At 41.0% G+C, this 16,997-nt stretch carries 15 protein-coding genes; 5 read left to right on the top strand and 10 right to left on the bottom strand.

The features are described 5' to 3' along the window. Positions 1-153 precede the first annotated feature (153 nt). Both ACSLUF_RS01855 and ACSLUF_RS01850 read left to right on the top strand, forming a co-directional pair. Positions 154-765 carry a hypothetical protein gene (locus ACSLUF_RS01855; RefSeq protein ID WP_435624437.1) on the top strand — a complete coding sequence of 204 codons (612 nt, stop codon included), beginning with the start codon at positions 154-156 and terminating at the stop codon, positions 763-765. Continuing rightward, positions 752-1,294: a LytR/AlgR family response regulator transcription factor gene (locus ACSLUF_RS01850; RefSeq protein ID WP_435624436.1), complete on the top strand. Its 543-nt coding sequence runs from the start codon at positions 752-754 to the stop codon at positions 1,292-1,294. Before ACSLUF_RS01855 ends, ACSLUF_RS01850 begins: the two co-directional genes overlap by 14 nt. A gap of 27 nt (positions 1,295-1,321) precedes the next feature. Here ACSLUF_RS01850 and ACSLUF_RS01845 read toward each other — a convergent pair whose 3' ends face one another. From ACSLUF_RS01845 to ACSLUF_RS01815, 7 genes are all read right to left on the bottom strand, one after another. Next, positions 1,322-1,927 carry a precorrin-2 dehydrogenase/sirohydrochlorin ferrochelatase family protein gene (locus ACSLUF_RS01845; RefSeq protein WP_435624435.1) on the bottom strand — a complete coding sequence of 202 codons (606 nt, stop codon included), beginning with the start codon at positions 1,925-1,927 and terminating at the stop codon, positions 1,322-1,324. A gap of 44 nt (positions 1,928-1,971) precedes the next feature. Beyond that, positions 1,972-2,802 (bottom strand): GIN domain-containing protein, encoded by an 831-nt coding sequence (locus ACSLUF_RS01840; RefSeq protein ID WP_435624434.1) that lies wholly within the window; start codon positions 2,800-2,802, stop codon positions 1,972-1,974. A 22-nt stretch (positions 2,803-2,824) separates the two neighbouring features. Then, the gene (locus tag ACSLUF_RS01835; RefSeq protein ID WP_435624433.1) at positions 2,825-2,962 is read right to left on the bottom strand and encodes a hypothetical protein; all 138 of its coding nucleotides are present in this window, start codon (positions 2,960-2,962) and stop codon (positions 2,825-2,827) included. Then, positions 2,959-3,630 carry a hypothetical protein gene (locus tag ACSLUF_RS01830; protein ID WP_435624432.1) on the bottom strand — a complete coding sequence of 224 codons (672 nt, stop codon included), beginning with the start codon at positions 3,628-3,630 and terminating at the stop codon, positions 2,959-2,961. The genes ACSLUF_RS01835 and ACSLUF_RS01830 overlap by 4 nt, the downstream gene beginning before the upstream one ends. Before the next feature lie 75 nt (positions 3,631-3,705). Beyond that, positions 3,706-4,791, bottom strand: a complete 1,086-nt coding sequence (locus tag ACSLUF_RS01825; RefSeq protein WP_435624431.1) for a hypothetical protein — start codon at positions 4,789-4,791, stop codon at positions 3,706-3,708. Then, positions 4,775-5,314, bottom strand: coding sequence for a hypothetical protein (locus ACSLUF_RS01820; protein WP_435624430.1), 540 nt, complete (start codon positions 5,312-5,314; stop codon positions 4,775-4,777). Before ACSLUF_RS01820 ends, ACSLUF_RS01825 begins: the two co-directional genes overlap by 17 nt. After that, on the bottom strand, positions 5,314-5,853 hold the full coding sequence (locus tag ACSLUF_RS01815) for an RNA polymerase sigma factor (protein WP_435624429.1): 540 nt from the start codon (positions 5,851-5,853) through the stop codon (positions 5,314-5,316). The genes ACSLUF_RS01820 and ACSLUF_RS01815 overlap by 1 nt, the downstream gene beginning before the upstream one ends. Before the next feature lie 178 nt (positions 5,854-6,031). On the opposite strand from ACSLUF_RS01815, the gene ACSLUF_RS01810 reads away from it, so the two are divergent. The 3 genes from ACSLUF_RS01810 to ACSLUF_RS01800 all read left to right on the top strand — a co-directional run bounded on the left by ACSLUF_RS01810 (position 6,032) and on the right by ACSLUF_RS01800 (position 9,851). Next, a complete protein-coding gene (locus tag ACSLUF_RS01810; protein WP_435624428.1) occupies positions 6,032-8,437 on the top strand; it encodes a TonB-dependent receptor in 2,406 nt (801 codons plus the stop codon). Positions 8,438-8,440: 3 nt separating this feature from the next. Continuing rightward, positions 8,441-9,289, top strand: a complete 849-nt coding sequence (locus ACSLUF_RS01805) for a DUF4249 domain-containing protein (protein WP_435624427.1) — start codon at positions 8,441-8,443, stop codon at positions 9,287-9,289. A 121-nt stretch (positions 9,290-9,410) separates the two neighbouring features. Beyond that, complete coding sequence (locus tag ACSLUF_RS01800; protein WP_435624426.1) at positions 9,411-9,851, top strand: hypothetical protein; 441 nt, start codon at positions 9,411-9,413, stop codon at positions 9,849-9,851. Positions 9,852-9,933: 82 nt separating this feature from the next. On the opposite strand, the gene ACSLUF_RS01795 is transcribed toward ACSLUF_RS01800, so the two are convergent. From ACSLUF_RS01795 to ACSLUF_RS01785, 3 genes are read right to left on the bottom strand one after another with little or no spacing between them, the layout of a single operon-like run. Continuing rightward, positions 9,934-11,883 (bottom strand): OmpA family protein, encoded by a 1,950-nt coding sequence (locus ACSLUF_RS01795; protein WP_435624425.1) that lies wholly within the window; start codon positions 11,881-11,883, stop codon positions 9,934-9,936. A 1-nt stretch (position 11,884) separates the two neighbouring features. After that, positions 11,885-12,832 (bottom strand): PorP/SprF family type IX secretion system membrane protein, encoded by a 948-nt coding sequence (locus ACSLUF_RS01790; RefSeq protein WP_435624424.1) that lies wholly within the window; start codon positions 12,830-12,832, stop codon positions 11,885-11,887. A 10-nt stretch (positions 12,833-12,842) separates the two neighbouring features. Beyond that, complete coding sequence (locus tag ACSLUF_RS01785; RefSeq protein ID WP_435624423.1) at positions 12,843-16,982, bottom strand: gliding motility-associated C-terminal domain-containing protein; 4,140 nt, start codon at positions 16,980-16,982, stop codon at positions 12,843-12,845. Between the last annotated feature and the right edge of the window lie 15 nt (positions 16,983-16,997).

The following is a 16,997-nucleotide window of genomic DNA, read 5'->3' as shown; positions in this document are numbered from 1 at the left end:
TCCTCTAACCAGCCTGTTAATCCAATCTTTCGATTCATCAATTCAAAATAGGGCTTCATCCATTTTAGGACTTGGAAGAACCTTTATTGTCTTCTCTTTATCAGGAATTTAACCTCTATCAAGTTTGATAACCATGTTTTTAAACCAAGAATCATGAAACTCAAGAAATATGTCATTTATGCCCTTTTGATTTATACCGGTGCCATAAATGCGCAATCCTATGTAGGATATTTAACTGATAATTATAACGGAGTGCACGGCGTGCTTTCCAACCCTGCTAACATAGCAGATTCCAGACTGAAGCTAGAAGTGAACTTAGCAGGAGCCAGTGTCTTTTTTTCCAATGATTATATAGGTTTTAACCTATCCGATGCTTTTGGAAATGTGGATACTTTATTTGACAATGCGGAAAAATTCCCCATGGAAAATAACGCCATGGCTCTTAATACAGATATTTTGGGTCCTGCCGTACTTCTAACTATTAATGAGAAAAACGCCCTATCCGTTTTTATGAGAGGGAGGCTGTTTTTCAATGCTTTAGACATCAATGGAGAAACGCTGGACAAGGAAGGTGGATTTGATGAAACCCAAGACTTCACCATTAACGAAGGGAACTTGTCTGCGGTATCTAATCTTTGGGCAGAATTAGGCGTATCCTATGCTCGAGTGTTGCTAAACAACGAAGCACATTTTCTAAAAGCGGGTTTGACTTTAAAATACATGCAAGGGTCAGGTAACGCTTATATTTATAGTGAAGATCCCTGATTTCGAGGTCATCTTTACTACCGCATTCGAAAAATACGCCATTAAAGCTATTAAATTCAGTTCTCTGGATTATCTATTGAAACCCATTGATCTTGAAGAGCTGAAAGCTGCGGTGGACAAAGCGCGAGGAAGAATGGACACCAGCGTGTATAGACAGCAAATTGAAACATTAATGCAAAATCTCGGCCAGGGAAGGCGTAAGCAAGAAAAAATATGTTTGGCCACCACTGCCGGGATGGAATTTATTCTAATTAAAGATGTAATTTTTTGCAAAGCGGATGGCTCCTACACTTCTTTTACCCTAAAAGATGGCAGTAGTCTTTTGGTAAGTAAGCATCTAAAAGAATATGAAAATTTATTGTCCGATCATCAGTTTATGAGAGTACATAACAGCTACTTGATTAACCTTAAGGAGGTTAAAAAATATATTAAGTCGGACGGTGGTTACATTATTATGAGCAATGATATGCATGTAAGCATATCACCTAGAAAAAAAGAGGATTTGCTTTATTCTATGAGAAGGTTGTGACCATATTGAGATATTCAGCCTGCTGGTTCATTTCTCATTCTGGTCACTTTTTTCTTTTTGCTCCACCAAACCTTTGGTAAATTCATTAAGTGCCTCAACTTTCTCCTCAAAATCGCCTTTTAGCGTCTTGCGGTACTCATTTAGGTTTTGTACCAAATCGTCAATACGTTCCGGCAGTACATACTCAAAAAACTGACGTAGTCGTTTGGCGGTAGTAGGTGATTTCCCATTAGTGGATATGGCAATTTTCACATTACCCTTGGTGACAATACCCCCCATATAAAAATCGCAAAATGGTGGATTGTCCGCTACATTGACCAACAGACTTCTTTCCCGGCAATCATGATACACTTCTTGATTAACCTCTACTCTATCGGTACATGCAATTACCATGTGCTTGCCCTCCAAATATTTTTTATGGTACACATCTCGAATAATCTGCACATTGTGCCCGCTGGCCAGCGAAAGGGTCTCCTCCAAATACTCAGGGGCTACCATTTGAACTTTTGCGTTGGGGCTGGACTTCAGTAAGAAGGTTAGCTTTTCCAATCCTACGTTACCCCCTCCTACAACCAATATATTTAGATTGGAAACCTTTAAAAAAACAGGATAAAGTTCATTACGTTCTTCCATAGCATCTTCATATTTCTTCGACCCCACCAAGATAGAAAGAAATGCTATTTTTTTATAACCTGTCCATTACTTGATAAATTCTGTCTAATTATTTCAGCATCTCCCTTATAGAAAAATCTGCTATCCGAATTGGCCGTTACGTCAATGGTGTTGGAAACGGTAAGATATGCTTCGCTATCCGAGCTAAGTGTCACCTTTAAAACTTCAACCCCCAAAGCGTAGTCTTTTATTTTACTATCCGAAGAAAGTGTTGCTGTAAGGTCTGCTATAGCACCCATCACATTTATTTCACTATCAGAGGATAATTTGACATTAGCTTCATCAACAACCACCTCCCCATCAAGTTGAGCACCAGAAGAAAAGTCCATATTTGCTTTTTTTGCATTCAGATATAAAATTGCCCTACTATCTGATGAAGCCGTTAGTTCAAAATCATCAGCAGTCACATCTCCATCAAAGTTGGCATCTGAACTCAATCGGATGGAAGCCGAAGAAGCGTTCAATGGTGAGCCCAAAATAATTGAAGCGTCGGAGGAAGCCCTAAATTCAATAATACTTCTTGCGTTGATAAACAGATTTAAGGTTTCTCTTCCTTTAATATTTACATTGTTCTTTACCTTGACCGTTAGCTTTCCATTCTGCTCAAAGACATCAATTTTTTCAAATAAATTGCTGTTGGCTTCAATGCGGATGCTTTGTTCTGCATCTGAAAAGCTCACGTATGCCGTGAAATCCGTTGCTACTTCCAAAGCAGTTATTTCATTAAAATCGTAGGTGCGGATTGATACCTCATCTGACACCCTAACAGTTTCTGTGGAGCAAGAAGCAGCCAATAGGGCGACTCCCCAAATCCAATTGGTTTTAGTTAATCTCATGATATTATTGTTTTAAGATTGTTTATTCCAAGATTACCGTAGTCCACTTAAATGGGATAATCCGCCAGTCTCCCGTGCCTTCTTGTTTGAAAACCTGGTCGTTTTTGGAAAATACCCGAATGGCCATAATCGGGATGTTTCCTATTTTATTTTTTTTCATTGGTCCAATGATTTCTTGTATCGGTTTCTTCCCATATTGAAGATTCCCAACTTAATGCCCACTTGAGTGGTAAATCCATTGATACGGTCAATGGGGCTGTCCGTTAATTCAATTTCACTTGAGAAACGATATTTTACCCCGGCTTCAATTTGAACATATCTCGAGATATTGAATAGTGCACTCACCCCGGGCTCCAATACAAAAACTGCATCCACGTCATCCTCATCTATGTCGATATCCACATCATTATCAATATCATCCCGGCTCACATAGCCCACTGCCCCTCCTCCAATAAATACCGGAAAGGATAGACTCACCCGGGATCTACCAAAAAGAATGGGCTCCAAATGGAAACCAGCGTACCCCGCAAACAAATCATCGTTATCTCCCGATCTTGGATTAAAAATATCTTGACGGGAATACAATCCCTTTGCCAAAAAGCCCACTTCAAATTGCCGGTTGGCCACGTAGGCCACTTTAAAGGTCCCCACATAAGTGTCTTCCCCTTCAATTTCGCCATATCCCATGGCAATGCCCAAATACACCCCGTGAACCACATTCCTTCGGTCATTAAATGTGATATATTTCCCTTCATCATCTTGTGCTTTCAGGAAAAAGCCAAGAAGTAGCAAGAACAGCAGTGAGAAGGTTTTTTTTTGATTGTTCATTTTACTTTGTTAATTGATTGATTTTTTTTCTAAAGACAACACGTTTTTTAAAGGGTTGCACTTCTTTCAAATTTTTTACTCATTTATTGTGATAATTCCCTTAAGTCCATTTATGGAGATGGTTCCTGATTGACCCTCACCGTAGGTTGCCTCTATTTCCCGTAATCTTCTGCCCTTGTCCAAAACTTTGGAGTCCACATTCTCAAAACTCTTGGGCAATCGTACAACCCCCTGTTCCAAAGTGGCCGTAAACCGATGGGAGAAGCCCAATACATTCAAGGTTATTTCTGAAGATTCTTGTTCAAATGCTATTTGGGATAGAGGTTCTATGTGCTGGGTTACCCGAAAATCGGCAATTTTGGTATCCAAATTCACTTCCTTCATTAACCGCTGCACGTTCAAAGTGCTAAATTTTAGATTACCATATACTGAACCGACCTCAGCAATGGCAATGTCATCTTTGTTTGAATAGATTTCTAAAGATTTCACTGTATTCATCTCTATATCGGTTCCACTGCTACTTAAACGGAGACTATTGGAATCTCCCATTTCCAGCTCGCCATTTTTGAGGTTCAAACTGGCGTATTCCAAATCTTGTGTGCGTACCTTTCCAAACTTTAAAATAATATCCGCCTTGTTGAGGTTTTCGGTCACCCATAGATCTCCATGTTCCACCAAGGCATTCAATGGGCCGCTCCAGCTTTCTATAATGACATCCCCAAACCGGTTGGTCACCCTGAGTTCTGTTTTCTTGGGCAAAAAGACTTCGTAGTCTATTTGAACATGCCGCTTATCAAAATCCACTGGATTTGTTTTATTGAAAAAATCAGCGAACCAGCCCGTATTCTTGTTAGTTATCTTGGAAACTACCGCGACATAATTGGATCCTGATTTAAATTCAGGATTGATCCTACTCAATAAACTTTGGGCATTTTCCTTTTTTCTATGATTTACCCGAATGGAAATCTTGATGGCCACCTTGTCCTGTTCCCAACCGGTAACATCTATATTTCCATATTTGTTTTCTATATGAAGCTCCCCAGAGTTAGAAAGTTCAAAATCCCTTTCCACAATTTTGGACACCCTTTCCTGCGCAGTTCCCAGGTATGCAGAAAACAACATGAAAGCCATCCAAAATGCTATTTTATAAGGTGTATCCATACTCTTTATCCACTTTTTTAGAATCGTTAATCTGTCTCAATAATTTTTCAATAAGCTCAATCCGCTTTTTATAATTGGCGACTATGGCCTCCAATATCTGTTCGTTGTCCAGGTTGTCTCCCATTTCCTCGCGAAGGGTTTCGTGCTCCAAATCCAGTTCGTCCATAAAGGACAAGAACTCAATCTTATTTTCTTCGGTGAGGTTTGGGTTGTTTCGGACCAATTCCACTTGGTAAGACACCAGATTTTGATAGTGTATATCTATATCCGTCAGTTCTTTGGACATGTATTGTGTTTCAACTGGGTTCACTCCTATCGAAGAGAACAATATTACCCCACCCAGACCCATCAAAAGAATCACACTTGCTGCAACACGGAAAACCGGTCTTTTCCAAAGCGGGATAATCTTAGGCTCTTCTTTTTGGAGTTCTGCCGAGATATTGGCCCATAGTTTGGCACGGTCAGCCTTGTGCTCATCAAACTGGCTTGCATTGTCCCGAATATGTTTTTCAAAATTGTCCATTACAATTCGCTTATGGTTTCCAATAATTTTTTCTTCGCCCTGTGATATTGGGATTTGGAAGTACTTGTCGATATATCCAAAATCTCCCCAATCTCCACATGGTCATATCCCTCTATCAAATACAAGTTGATGATTTGTCGATAACCTTCGGGCAATTTGGCAATTCCCATTTTCACCTTCTGGATATCTACCTTATCAACTTCTACAGTTTCTTCTTCTGACAAATGAAACTCATGGGCATCCATAGGCACTACGGCAACTCTTTTCGCTTTTAAATGATTGATGCTTTTATTGATAACAATCCTTTTAAGCCATGCGCCAAAACTGCTTTCATACTTGAACTTTTCAAGATTCCTAAAGGCATCAACGAAACTGTCTTGCGTGATATCCTCTGCATCTTCCTTATTTCCTAAAAACCGATACCCCACATTGTACATGGCATCCACGTATAGGGAATAGAGCTCATATTGTGAACCTAGAATGCCCTTCTTGCACTCTTCTACCAAGTTTTGATGTGTAAAACGTACGTCGGTTTCCAAAAATTTAGGTTGATGCTTGCTGGGTTAAAGACAATATCAAAAGTAAAGGGTTGCACTCTACGGGATAAATTTTCTGAAAAAAATGATTTTTCCTAAAAGAATTCTAAATCATGCAACCCTCCATTTTCTAGTCTGTCTCTAGCTGTGAAATTTATTTGAAACCATAAACCATCAAAAAATGAACAGCAAAAAATCTTTGGCCCCTATCGGCAAAACCATGGTCTGGTTATTAGGGGTCTATTTTATGGGCTGTGCCCTTGTCGCAGCACAAACCACTCATACCATTAGTGGTACCATAACAGACGCAAGCAATGGGGAGACCTTATTTGGTGCTTCGGTATTTCTTAGTGGAACAACAATCGGAGGAATCACCAATGAATACGGGTTTTATTCCATAACTGCCCCGGAAGGGGATTATATTTTGAATGTTTCCTATATCGGGTATTCGGATGTTAATATCACCATTAGTTTAAAACAAGACATTAAGCGGGATGTTGAAATTGCCGAATTCTCAACGGAACTGGAAGAAGTTGTGGTCACTGCAGAAGAACCTGAAAGGGCCATTCTAGGCAAGCCCGAAATGAGTGTGGTAAAAATGAACATCGGTACCGTAAAAAGGATGCCTGTGGTATTGGGCGAAGTGGACATCCTCAAATCTCTTCAAATGCTTCCTGGTGTAACCAATAATGGAGAAGGAACCGGTGGCTTTCACGTTCGTGGAGGTGCTCAGGACCAAAACTTGGTCTTACTGGACGAGGCCATTATTTACAACACCTCCCATATGTTCGGTTTCTTCTCAGTCTTCAATGCAGATGCAATCAAAGACGTGAAATTGTATAAAGGAGGGATTCCAGCTCGCTTCGGAGGTCGTGTATCATCGGTATTGGACATTCGTCAAAAAGATGGAAACAGTAAAAACTTTGCACTTACCGGTGGTATTGGACTTATTTCCAGTAGGTTAACAGCAGAAGGTCCAATTTTCGGAGATAGAGGTTCTTTTTTGATTGCAGGTCGAAGGTCCTACGTGGATTTGATTCTGAACGCTGCAGGTGAGGACAATAGCGTTACGTTCTACGACCTAAATTTAAAAACGAACTATAGTATTAATCGAAACAACAGACTGTATCTTTCAGGGTATTTTGGTCGTGATGCCTTCGATTTCAGCAACAATTTTGAGAATAGCTATGGCAATGCTTCCGGCAATTTACGATGGAACCATATTTTTAATGATAAGTTGTTTTCAAACTTATCCATCATTGCCAGTAGGTATGACTACGACCTAAACTTTGACCAAGAGGAATTTGAATGGGTGTCCTCCATTACCAATTACAATCTGAAGTACGACCTCAAATATTATTTGAGTGACCGTTTTTCATTGGACTTCGGCATCAACGGCATTTTTTATGACTTTGACCCTGGACAGGTTGAACCTACAGCTCCAACTTCACCTGTAAATCCGCTAACGTTAGATCAAAAAAGAGCTTTTGAGAGTGGAGTTTATATAAGCGCAGAACATAAGCTTACGGACAAATTAACGGCACAATACGGCCTTCGCTATAGTGCTTTTTCCAGATTGGGTGGGCAGCCCATCACGGAATATGCCAATGGCCAGCCTGTTGTTTACAATGCAAGTTTGGGTATTTATGAGCGAGGTATAGCTATTGGAGAAACAGATTTCGACAGAAGTGAAAGCATAAAGACCTTTGGCAATTTCGAACCGAGAGTTTCATTGGCCTATTTGTTGGATGAAAACTCTTCACTCAAAGCCGGATTTTCAAGAGCGGCTCAATACATTCATTTATTGAGCAACACATCTTCTGTAACCCCATTGGATGTTTGGACACCTAGTGGGCCTTTTATTGATCCCCAACTATCCAATCAGTATGCCTTGGGCTACTTCCGAAATTTTATGGATAAGCGTTACTCCTTGGAAGTAGAAGCATATTACAAAACCGTGGATAATCGCATCGACTATATTGATGGGTCCGAACTAATCGGTCAAAACACCATAGAAACTGAAATCTTAAACGGAGAAATGCGAGCCTATGGTCTGGAGCTTTTGCTAAGAAAGAATGAAGGTGATTTTACAGGTTGGATAGCGTACACCCTCTCAAAGTCCGAACAGCGAACCCCAGGGGGCATAGCAGGTGGCCCAGGCATCAATAATGGAGATTGGTACAACACTTTTTTTGACAGGACCCATGATATTTCCGTATCCGGAGCATATCGATTAAATGACTCCTGGAGTTTTGGAACAAACTTGGTCTTCCAAACAGGTAGGCCTGTAACCTTCCCAAATGGACAGTATCAATATGAAGATCTGTCAATTGCAAGCTATGCTGCAAGAAATTCAGACCGCCTACCGGCCTATCACCGGGTGGACGTATCTGTCAATTATGTTCCGAAAAAATATCGAAACAAGCGTTTTAAAGGGGAATGGGTTCTTAGCGTCTACAATCTATATAATAGAAGAAACGCAGCGGCCATTTCCTTCGGCCAAAATCTCGAGACTGGGGCAAACGAAGCCACCCGAACTGCCATTTTTGGTATCGTACCATCACTCACCTACAACTTTAAATTCTAGCACATGAAAACCACAGTAAGATTCATTTCAATAGTAGTCATCCTATTCACCTTCGCTTGTACCGATGTCGTGGAAGTAGAAGTTCAAGATGGACCCATTCGTTTGGTTGTGGAAGCCTCTTTGGATTGGGAAAAAGGTACTCCCGGAAATGTTCAGAGCATTCGACTACGCACCTCTACTCCGTTCTTTGACTCTAACTCCACAACTGATGTAGTTGGGGCTTCAGTCACTGTAACAAATGATTCCAACAATGAGGAATTTGTTTTTGAAGACCAAAACAACGGAGCGTATTTGACCACAAGTTTTGAGCCTGTTTTGGGACAATCCTATACACTACAAATTGAATACAACGGAGAGATATTCCGTGCCACGGAAACCATGACCCCAGTGACGGAAATTACCAACGTTTTCCAGGATCGTATTGAAGGGTTTGATGATGAGGAACTGGAAGTACATGTCGTATTCACAGATCCTATTGAAGAGGGGAACAACTATCTTTTCAGATTTGAGCGCCGGGGAGATTTATTGCCAGATTTGGAAGTGGCAGAAGATGAATTCATCAATGGCAATGAGATTGATTGGTGGTACGAAATTGAAGAGGATGAGGACCAAAATATCCTGCCGTTTATGCCAGGAGATGTTGTTGATATTGAACTGTATGGTATCTCACGAGACTACTATGATTATATCAAAATACTTATTTCCCAATTGGGCGGTGTAGGTCTATTTGAGGCAACTCCAGTTGCCGTAAGGGGAAATTGTATCAATGAAACGAACCCAGAGAATTACGCATTTGGGTATTTCCGCTTGACGGAAGTAGACAAAGCCACATATACGTTTATCGAAGATTAGATTAGGTTGGTTTTTTGCTTGTGAAATGTCGGGTTCCTCTGGGGCTCGGCATTTTTTTAAGCTATATGCAACCCTTAAACCCACGCCTTGTCTTTAATAAAAATTATAAATGTTCGAGATAATGAAAAGATTAATTCTATCAACAGTTTTAGGGATAAGTTTTGTTTTGAGCTTATCCGCGCAAGAATACAAGGTAGTAACCAGCGTGGAATCAATAGTGCCGAATGGACTAGGACGGTCTAGAATCATCAATGCACTTGATGACAAAGATTACAAAGAGTACACCAGTGTTCAAACCGAAACCGACAACACGCGCAATAAGTCTAGTCGAAAAGATATCCGTGTTAAAAATTTCGAGGAAACCAAATTGCTCAACTTTTTCAATATTGGCGGGATTCGTTTTCAGAATATTGCTGCAAATGATGCCTTACTAAGCTCCATGATCAACAATATGATAGAGAATGGTTGGGAATTGGCTTTTGTTACCTCTGCGGTTGAAAGTGACAGCGGGAAAGGCGATGGAAAAGGTATATTCATCACCCGCTATATTTTTAAGAAATAGCATCTAAACTTATACTGAGGGTTTAAAAAAGTCCGATGACTAAAAGTATCATCGGACTTTTTATTGAAATTCGCCCCTAGGTTTACTCCAATTTCAATATGATAAATTCTGAACGTCTGTTCATATCATGTTCTTCCTTTGAGCATTTCACTCCATTGCTACATCCATTCAAGAGTTGTTTTTCTCCATACCCTATTGCACTTTCAATGCGATTCTCCTCAATACCTTGGGAAATGATATAGTTGGCTGTGGATTTTGCTCTTTTATCCGATAAGGTTTCATTATAACGGTCGCTCCCCCTGGAGTCGGTATGCGCTTCTATCTTGATGATCATTTTGGGATATTCCTTCATGACCTCAACAATCTTATTCAATTCTTGGGCAGCATCAGGTCGGATATCTGCCTTATTCAAATCGAAATAAATGTTGTCAATCTTAATCTTGAGCACTCCATTTTCGTTGACAATCAACTTGTTCAGCTCTTTCTCAATTTCCATAGGGACTGTATGCACAAAGTCTTTTTCTTTTGTGGTGCTGAATTGATTTTGGTTCGGTAAAAAACCCTCTTTTGAAATCTTAACGGTATAGTCGATTTCGCAATCCAAAACCACATCAAAGGTAAATGCTCCGTAGGGGTCCGTTACCGTTCGACCTAAGGACGTACCATCCGGACTGAAAAGCTCCACTTGAGTATTTACGACAGGTTGCGCGTTCGATTTGCGAACTACACTTCCCTTCACTGTTTGAGTACATTTTTCTTCCAGTCTTTGGAAGGAATAAATATCATCGTCTCCTTTTCCTCCTTTTCGGTTAGATGAAAAATAGCCCCGATTGGTTTTCTCTTTAACAATAAATCCAAAATCGTCTCGATTGCTATTCAAAGGCTGTCCCAAATTCTTTGGGTTTTGAAAAGTTCCGTTTTCCAGCTCACTCTCAAATACATCCAAACCGCCCAAGCCTAAATGCCCATCTGAAGCAAAATAGAATTTCTCTTCGGTCACAAAAGGGAACATTTCACGTCCTCCCGTATTAATGGTAGGACCCAAATTTTTTGGTTTTGAATAATTGCCATCCTTGTCAATTTCCACCACAAAAATGTCTGTGCCTCCAATACTCCCAGGCATATCCGAAACAAAATATAGGGAACGTCCATCTGGACTAAGTGCCGGTTGCCCAACGGAATAGGTTTCGCTATTAAATGGGACTTCCTCCGCTTCGGTCCATTCTCCACCTTTGAGTTCTGACCGATACATTTTCAGATGATTGGTTCCTTCACCATCCCTCCCCAATTCACTTTTGGTATAATTGTTTCTGGTGAAGTATACAATGTTCCCTTCGGGAATAAAGCTGGCCACGGCTTCGTGATATCTTGTGTTGAGGATGGGTGAAAGGGGAATCACTTCGGCCAAATCTGAACCCAAATCAATGGTATCCGCCATAAAGAAATCCAGGTAAGGTTGTTTGTTCCATTCGTATACCCGGGTTTCAAATCGCAAGGAATCCCGACTGGAAGAAAACACAATTTTATCCTTATAATAGGCTGGACCAAAATCGGCTACTGGGGTATTTATTGCCAAATTTGAAATATAGAACTGCGGTTGACGATTGAGCAGTTCATCCAATTTTTCATCATTGTCTTTTAATTGTTCCACCGTAAATTCTGAAGTATCCAATTTCTTGGTGTAAATCTTCATAATGGCTTTGGCCAATCTATAATTACCAACTCCTTTCAATGCATGCACATATCGAAACGCGTATTCAGGTTCCAGTACATGTTCATATTTTGAAAACAAAAGCCCATACCATTTTACGGCATTTTCCATATCAGTATTGAAGAAATATGAATCTCCAAGTCGTTGAAGCACATGTTGTGAATCATCCCCTTTGTTAGCGAGACTTTCATATTGTTTCGCTGCTCTTGCGTATAGAAGATTTTCAAAATTGATATCGGCATCATTATACTTCAATTGGGCCTGGGTCGCAGCGATGAACAACAGGAAAATTAAGCTTGAATATGTCTGTATCCTTTTCATCCTAGTAAAATCTTGGGGATTTAAGTCGCTTTTCTACTGTCTTAAACTCATATCGAAGAAAAATCTCGTGAGAGCCGGTAGTAAAATCGGTAAGGTCCGAAGTAGTTAAATCATAGGCATATCCCAAACTTAAATCTGGGGAAATTTGAACCCCTAATAAGGCAGAAAACGAGTCATCCCATCTATAGGCCAAACCAAAATTGAAAGTTTCCTTTAGTAAAGCATTGGCCGAAATATCGGCTATAACGGGAGCTCCAGGCACCCATTTCACAAAAAAGGCGGGTTTGAACTTTACATCAGGTGTCAAATCAATGATTTTCCCTCCGATTAAAAAGTAATGCAGGCGTTCTGTTGCTATTTCCTGTTCCTGACCATCGTAATGCTCTTCGGAGAAAAAATTGGGAACGGCCAATCCCAGATAACTGGACTTGGTATGATAATAAACTCCGGCTCCAACGGTTGGAAAGAACTTGTTTTCAATATTATTCTGAAAGGCAATATCCGGATTTTGAACTCTACCTTCATTAAAGTCCACATTGAACAAACGTCCTCCTGCTTTTAATCCAAAAGAAATGCGTCTGTTCTCTTCATCCAATTTTAGGGTATATGAAAAATTACCATCCACAAAAAACTCGGAAGACGGTCCCAAAGCATCATTGGAAATCACAAGGCCCAGTCCAACGTTATTTCCCATGGGTCCATCCACGGCCATCACTTGCGTAGTAGGTGCGCCATTGATTCCCACCCATTGGGAGCGATGCAAAACTAAAGCCGTAAGGTGACCTCTAGAACCTGCATATGCTGGATTCACACTCAAGGTATTGAACATATATTGCGTAAACTGAGGGTCCTGTTGAGCGGAACCTATGCATACGCTAAAGAGCATGAGGACTAGACAGCTATATTTTTGTCGTCTTTTCATTTGTGCTTTTCTTTCAACTTTTTCCATCCCCTCCCTTTTATCTGTTGATGTACAACCAATCTGTTCTCGGTTCTGAACCATCCCCTAAATCGAGTACGTAGTAATATGTTCCAACTGGCAATTGTTGGCCCTTCTGTACCGTGGCTCGACCATTGGAAATACCATCCCAATCATTATTATAAGAGCGTTGTTCAAAGACAATATTTCCCCATCGGTTAAATACTTGGAGTACATTGTTCGGGTATCTGGTAATGCAGTCAATGGTAAAGGTTTCATTAACCCCGTCACCATTGGGTGAAAATTCGTTGTAGACTATTAAACATGAAGGTTCCACCGCCGCTTGGTCGCTATTGTTCGTGTCATTGGTATCAAATTGATCCACAAACACCAAAGTTGCTATGTTTAGATAATCGTTTATATCCAAAACTTCTACGGTAATGGTCAAATTAGCTGAAACAAAAGCTGGTAGGTTTTCAATTTCCCAGAATCCGGAGAGTTCATCATAACTGCCCGAATCCGTTTGCGAACTAACCAAGCGATAACCAGAAGGTAACCGGTCTTCAATCCCAATATTTGTGGCTTCCATATTTCCTTCATTGGTGACGACAATAGTAAAAACCACTTCGTCTCCAATTTGGGGGGTTGGATTATCCACAGATTTGACAATTGAAATATCGGTAGTTTGGGGCACCACCAAGGCGGTCGCTTCGTCATCATCGGCAAGCCCGTCACCCAAATCATCTTGGGAAAGGTCGCTATTTGGATCGCTATCTGGGTCCGCAAAATCACTCGTTGTGATTTCGGCGACATTCAAATACTCATCCATTGTACCCGTTGGGGCATTCACAGTCACCAGAATGACAAGAGTTTCTGTGCTACCGCTAAAAACAGGTCCACTAACGGACCAAATACCAGTTTGCTCATTATATACTCCAGCCGTGGTCACATGAGACTCATAGGTATATCCGCTAGGTAACAAATCTGTAACCGTTACTCCCGTAGCATCATTGGGGCCCTCATTACTTAAACTCAATGTGAATTCCACAATATCCCCAACATTGGGAGATGCATTGTCGACGGTTTTTGTGAGAGATACATCCGCTAATCCATTTGGAACAGGAATTACTGAGTCTTGGTCATCTTCGGAATCCAGATTATTATCCGGTGTGGAATCAGGGTCAAAAGTATCGACTGCGATCAGTTCCACAGTATTGGCATATCCTCCAGTAGGTAGTACGCCAACCGTTATCTGTAAAGTTTCTGTTGTTCCGTTGGTTAGACTGTTTATGGACCAAGCTCCTGTAACATTGTTATAATTTCCAAAGGAAGGACTGGCCGAAACAAAGGAATACCCCGAGGCGAGTACATCCTCAATAACCAAGTCGGCGACATCATTAGGTCCAGCATTGTTAACCGATATGCTAAAAACGATTTCATCTCCAACCGAAGGGCTTAAATCATTGACTGATTTTGTAATCGAAATATCTGCTAGAGTTCTTGGTGTGGTCGACTGTTCATCTTGATCATCCTCTGAAAGGATATTGTTGCCTGGTGTAGAGTCTGGGTCTCTTTCTATGGAGGAGATAACTTCAGCAACATTCGTATAATTTCCTGTTGGATTTACCTGAGCTGTCAGATTTAGAATAGCCGAAGAACCTCCTGCTATTGTTCCAATGTTCCAAAGACCCGTTGCCGAGGAATACGTTCCTCCCGAATCATCCGAAACATAGGTGTATCCCGATGGTAGAGCATCAGAAACCACTACGCCTGTGGCATCGCTCAGACCATCATTGATTACTGCAATCGTGAATGTTACATTTTCCAGCACATCTGGAAACTCATTATCCACTGTCTTTTGTAAGGATAAATCTGCCGATGGAAGTGGTGTTGTACCCGCACTGTCCTGATCATTTTCGGTGACTACATTATTGTTAGGTGTTGAATTGGGGTCTAAATTGCTCGAGGAGAATACTTCTGTTACATTGAAGTAATCCCCAGAAGCATTTACGGTTGCCACCAAGTTCAACGTTTCGGTGGTGCCATTAGGAATTACCCCGTTCAATTGCCAGATTCCCGTGTTTTGATCATACACGCCAGCTGTCCTGCTATTGGAAACATAGGTATATCCTGAAGGTAATAGGTCCAAGACCTCAACTCCGGTAACATCACTTGGTCCTGTATTCGATATACTAATACTAAAAACCACTTGATCTCCCACGAAAGGAGAAAGCACATCAACAGACTTCCTAAGAATCAAATCAGATACCAAAACCGGTACCGGCTCTATGGTCTGCTGATCATCTTCCGTTTCGTCATTATTGGCTGGGTCTGAGTCTACATCTTCTTCTGTTAGCTGTGTTAGCTCAGCAGTGTTGCTATAATCGCCATTTGGGAGGACGTTTGCCGTAAGTGTAAGTGTTTCGGTAACGCCATTCGCCAAATTTCCTAGGGTCCAAAATCCATTCAAGGGTTCATAAACTCCATTGGATGGCACGGCACTGACAAATCCATATCCAGAAGCCAAAAAATCAGTTACAACCACATTGGTCGCATCACTGGGTCCATCATTGGTTACGGAAATTGTGAACACAATGGGGTCTCCTACGTTGGGTGTGAGATCGTCTGCTGTTTTGGTAACAGAAATGTCGACCAAAGGATTAGGGGCAAGGGTTATGGCATCTTGATCATCCTCGGACAAAACCCCATTGTTTGGAGTGGAATCCAAATCCAATTGATCATGATTAGTTATCTCCGCTGTATTCGTATACACCCCAGCCGTATTTACCGTAGCGGTAATGCTCAAGCTTGCGGAATTCCCACTAGGAAGCGTTCCTACATTCCAAAGACCACTCACATTATCATAAGCTATACCACCATCATCAGAATCATATGCAAATCCTGAAGGTAAAATATCGACTACCTGTACGGTCGTCGCATCATTAGGACCATCATTAGTTAATGTCAATGTAAAAACCACATTCGTATTGACATCGGGATTTAAATTATCCACCGTTTTACTTAGTGAAAGATCAATTATCTCAACAGGGGTAACGATTACCTCATCTTGATCATCTTCACTACCGACATTATTATTAGGAGTCGAGTCGACATCAAAAGCATCCGAAGCAACAATTTCAACTGTATTGGTGTAAATTCCAGTAGGATTCACCAAAACATCAATCAATAAAGTTTCATTTGATCCACTTGATACGGTACCCACGTCCCAAACCCCTGTTAGTTCATCATACAATCCTGCCGTTGTGCTAAACAGTACAAAGTCAAACCCAGTTGGAAGCAAATCAGATACTTCGACATTGGTGGCATCGTCCGGACCTCCGTTAAAAACTGTAATTTGGAAGGTTATTTCCTCTCCGACATTGGGTGAAAGGTCGTTACCCACAACCGATTTTGTCAAAGACAAATCGGCTTGTATTGGTGAAGCTGAAATGTTATCCTCATCATCCTCACTCTGATCCCCATCGTCGTTGTTGGGGGTGCTATCCAAGTCAAATTGGTCACTTGCCACTACTTCGGCAATATGGGTAAACTCATCTGCAACTCCAGTAGGGGTCTGGACGGTAGCATTGAATGTAAGACTGATAGAAGTGCCTGCCGGAACGGTCAACCCTGTCCAAGAAATGATATTGGATATAAAACTAAAGGTCCCGCTATCACTAATTGCTGTTATACCATTATATCCATTGGGAACCAAATTCTCTATAGAAACCCCGGTGGCAGCTAAGGCGCCAGAATTATTCAAGTTAACCGTAAAGGTGACCACATCCCCAATATCTGGAGTAGGATCGCTTACCCCTAAGTTAAGTTCCAAATCAATTCCCAATACCGTTATTTCAACTGTATCTGTGGCAGGGACGCAAACACCATCCGAAACGGTCCATTGAAAAATATAATCTCCGGCGGTAAGTCCAAAAACCTCGGTATTCTCATTATTGACATTATCAAAACTGGCTGTACTAGGACCTGAAATTTGTGCCCATGTTCCTGTTCCCAAGGTTGGAGTTGTAGCATTAAGAAAAACCGAAACCCCTTGATTTAGGGTTTGATTGGAACCCGCCTCAGAAGTACATTGCCCTTGCACCGTTTGGAATGCCAACACCATGAAAAGCAAAAACAGAATGAGATTTCCATTTCTTTCTTGGATTTGAATTCTGCTCATAGTACAGAGAATAGA

The sequence above is a fragment of the Flagellimonas sp. genome (assembly GCF_965601775.1).
Classification (GTDB): domain Bacteria; phylum Bacteroidota; class Bacteroidia; order Flavobacteriales; family Flavobacteriaceae; genus Flagellimonas.
Note: the sequence above shows the minus strand (reverse complement) of the source record. Positions and strands in the feature narration are given on the sequence as shown.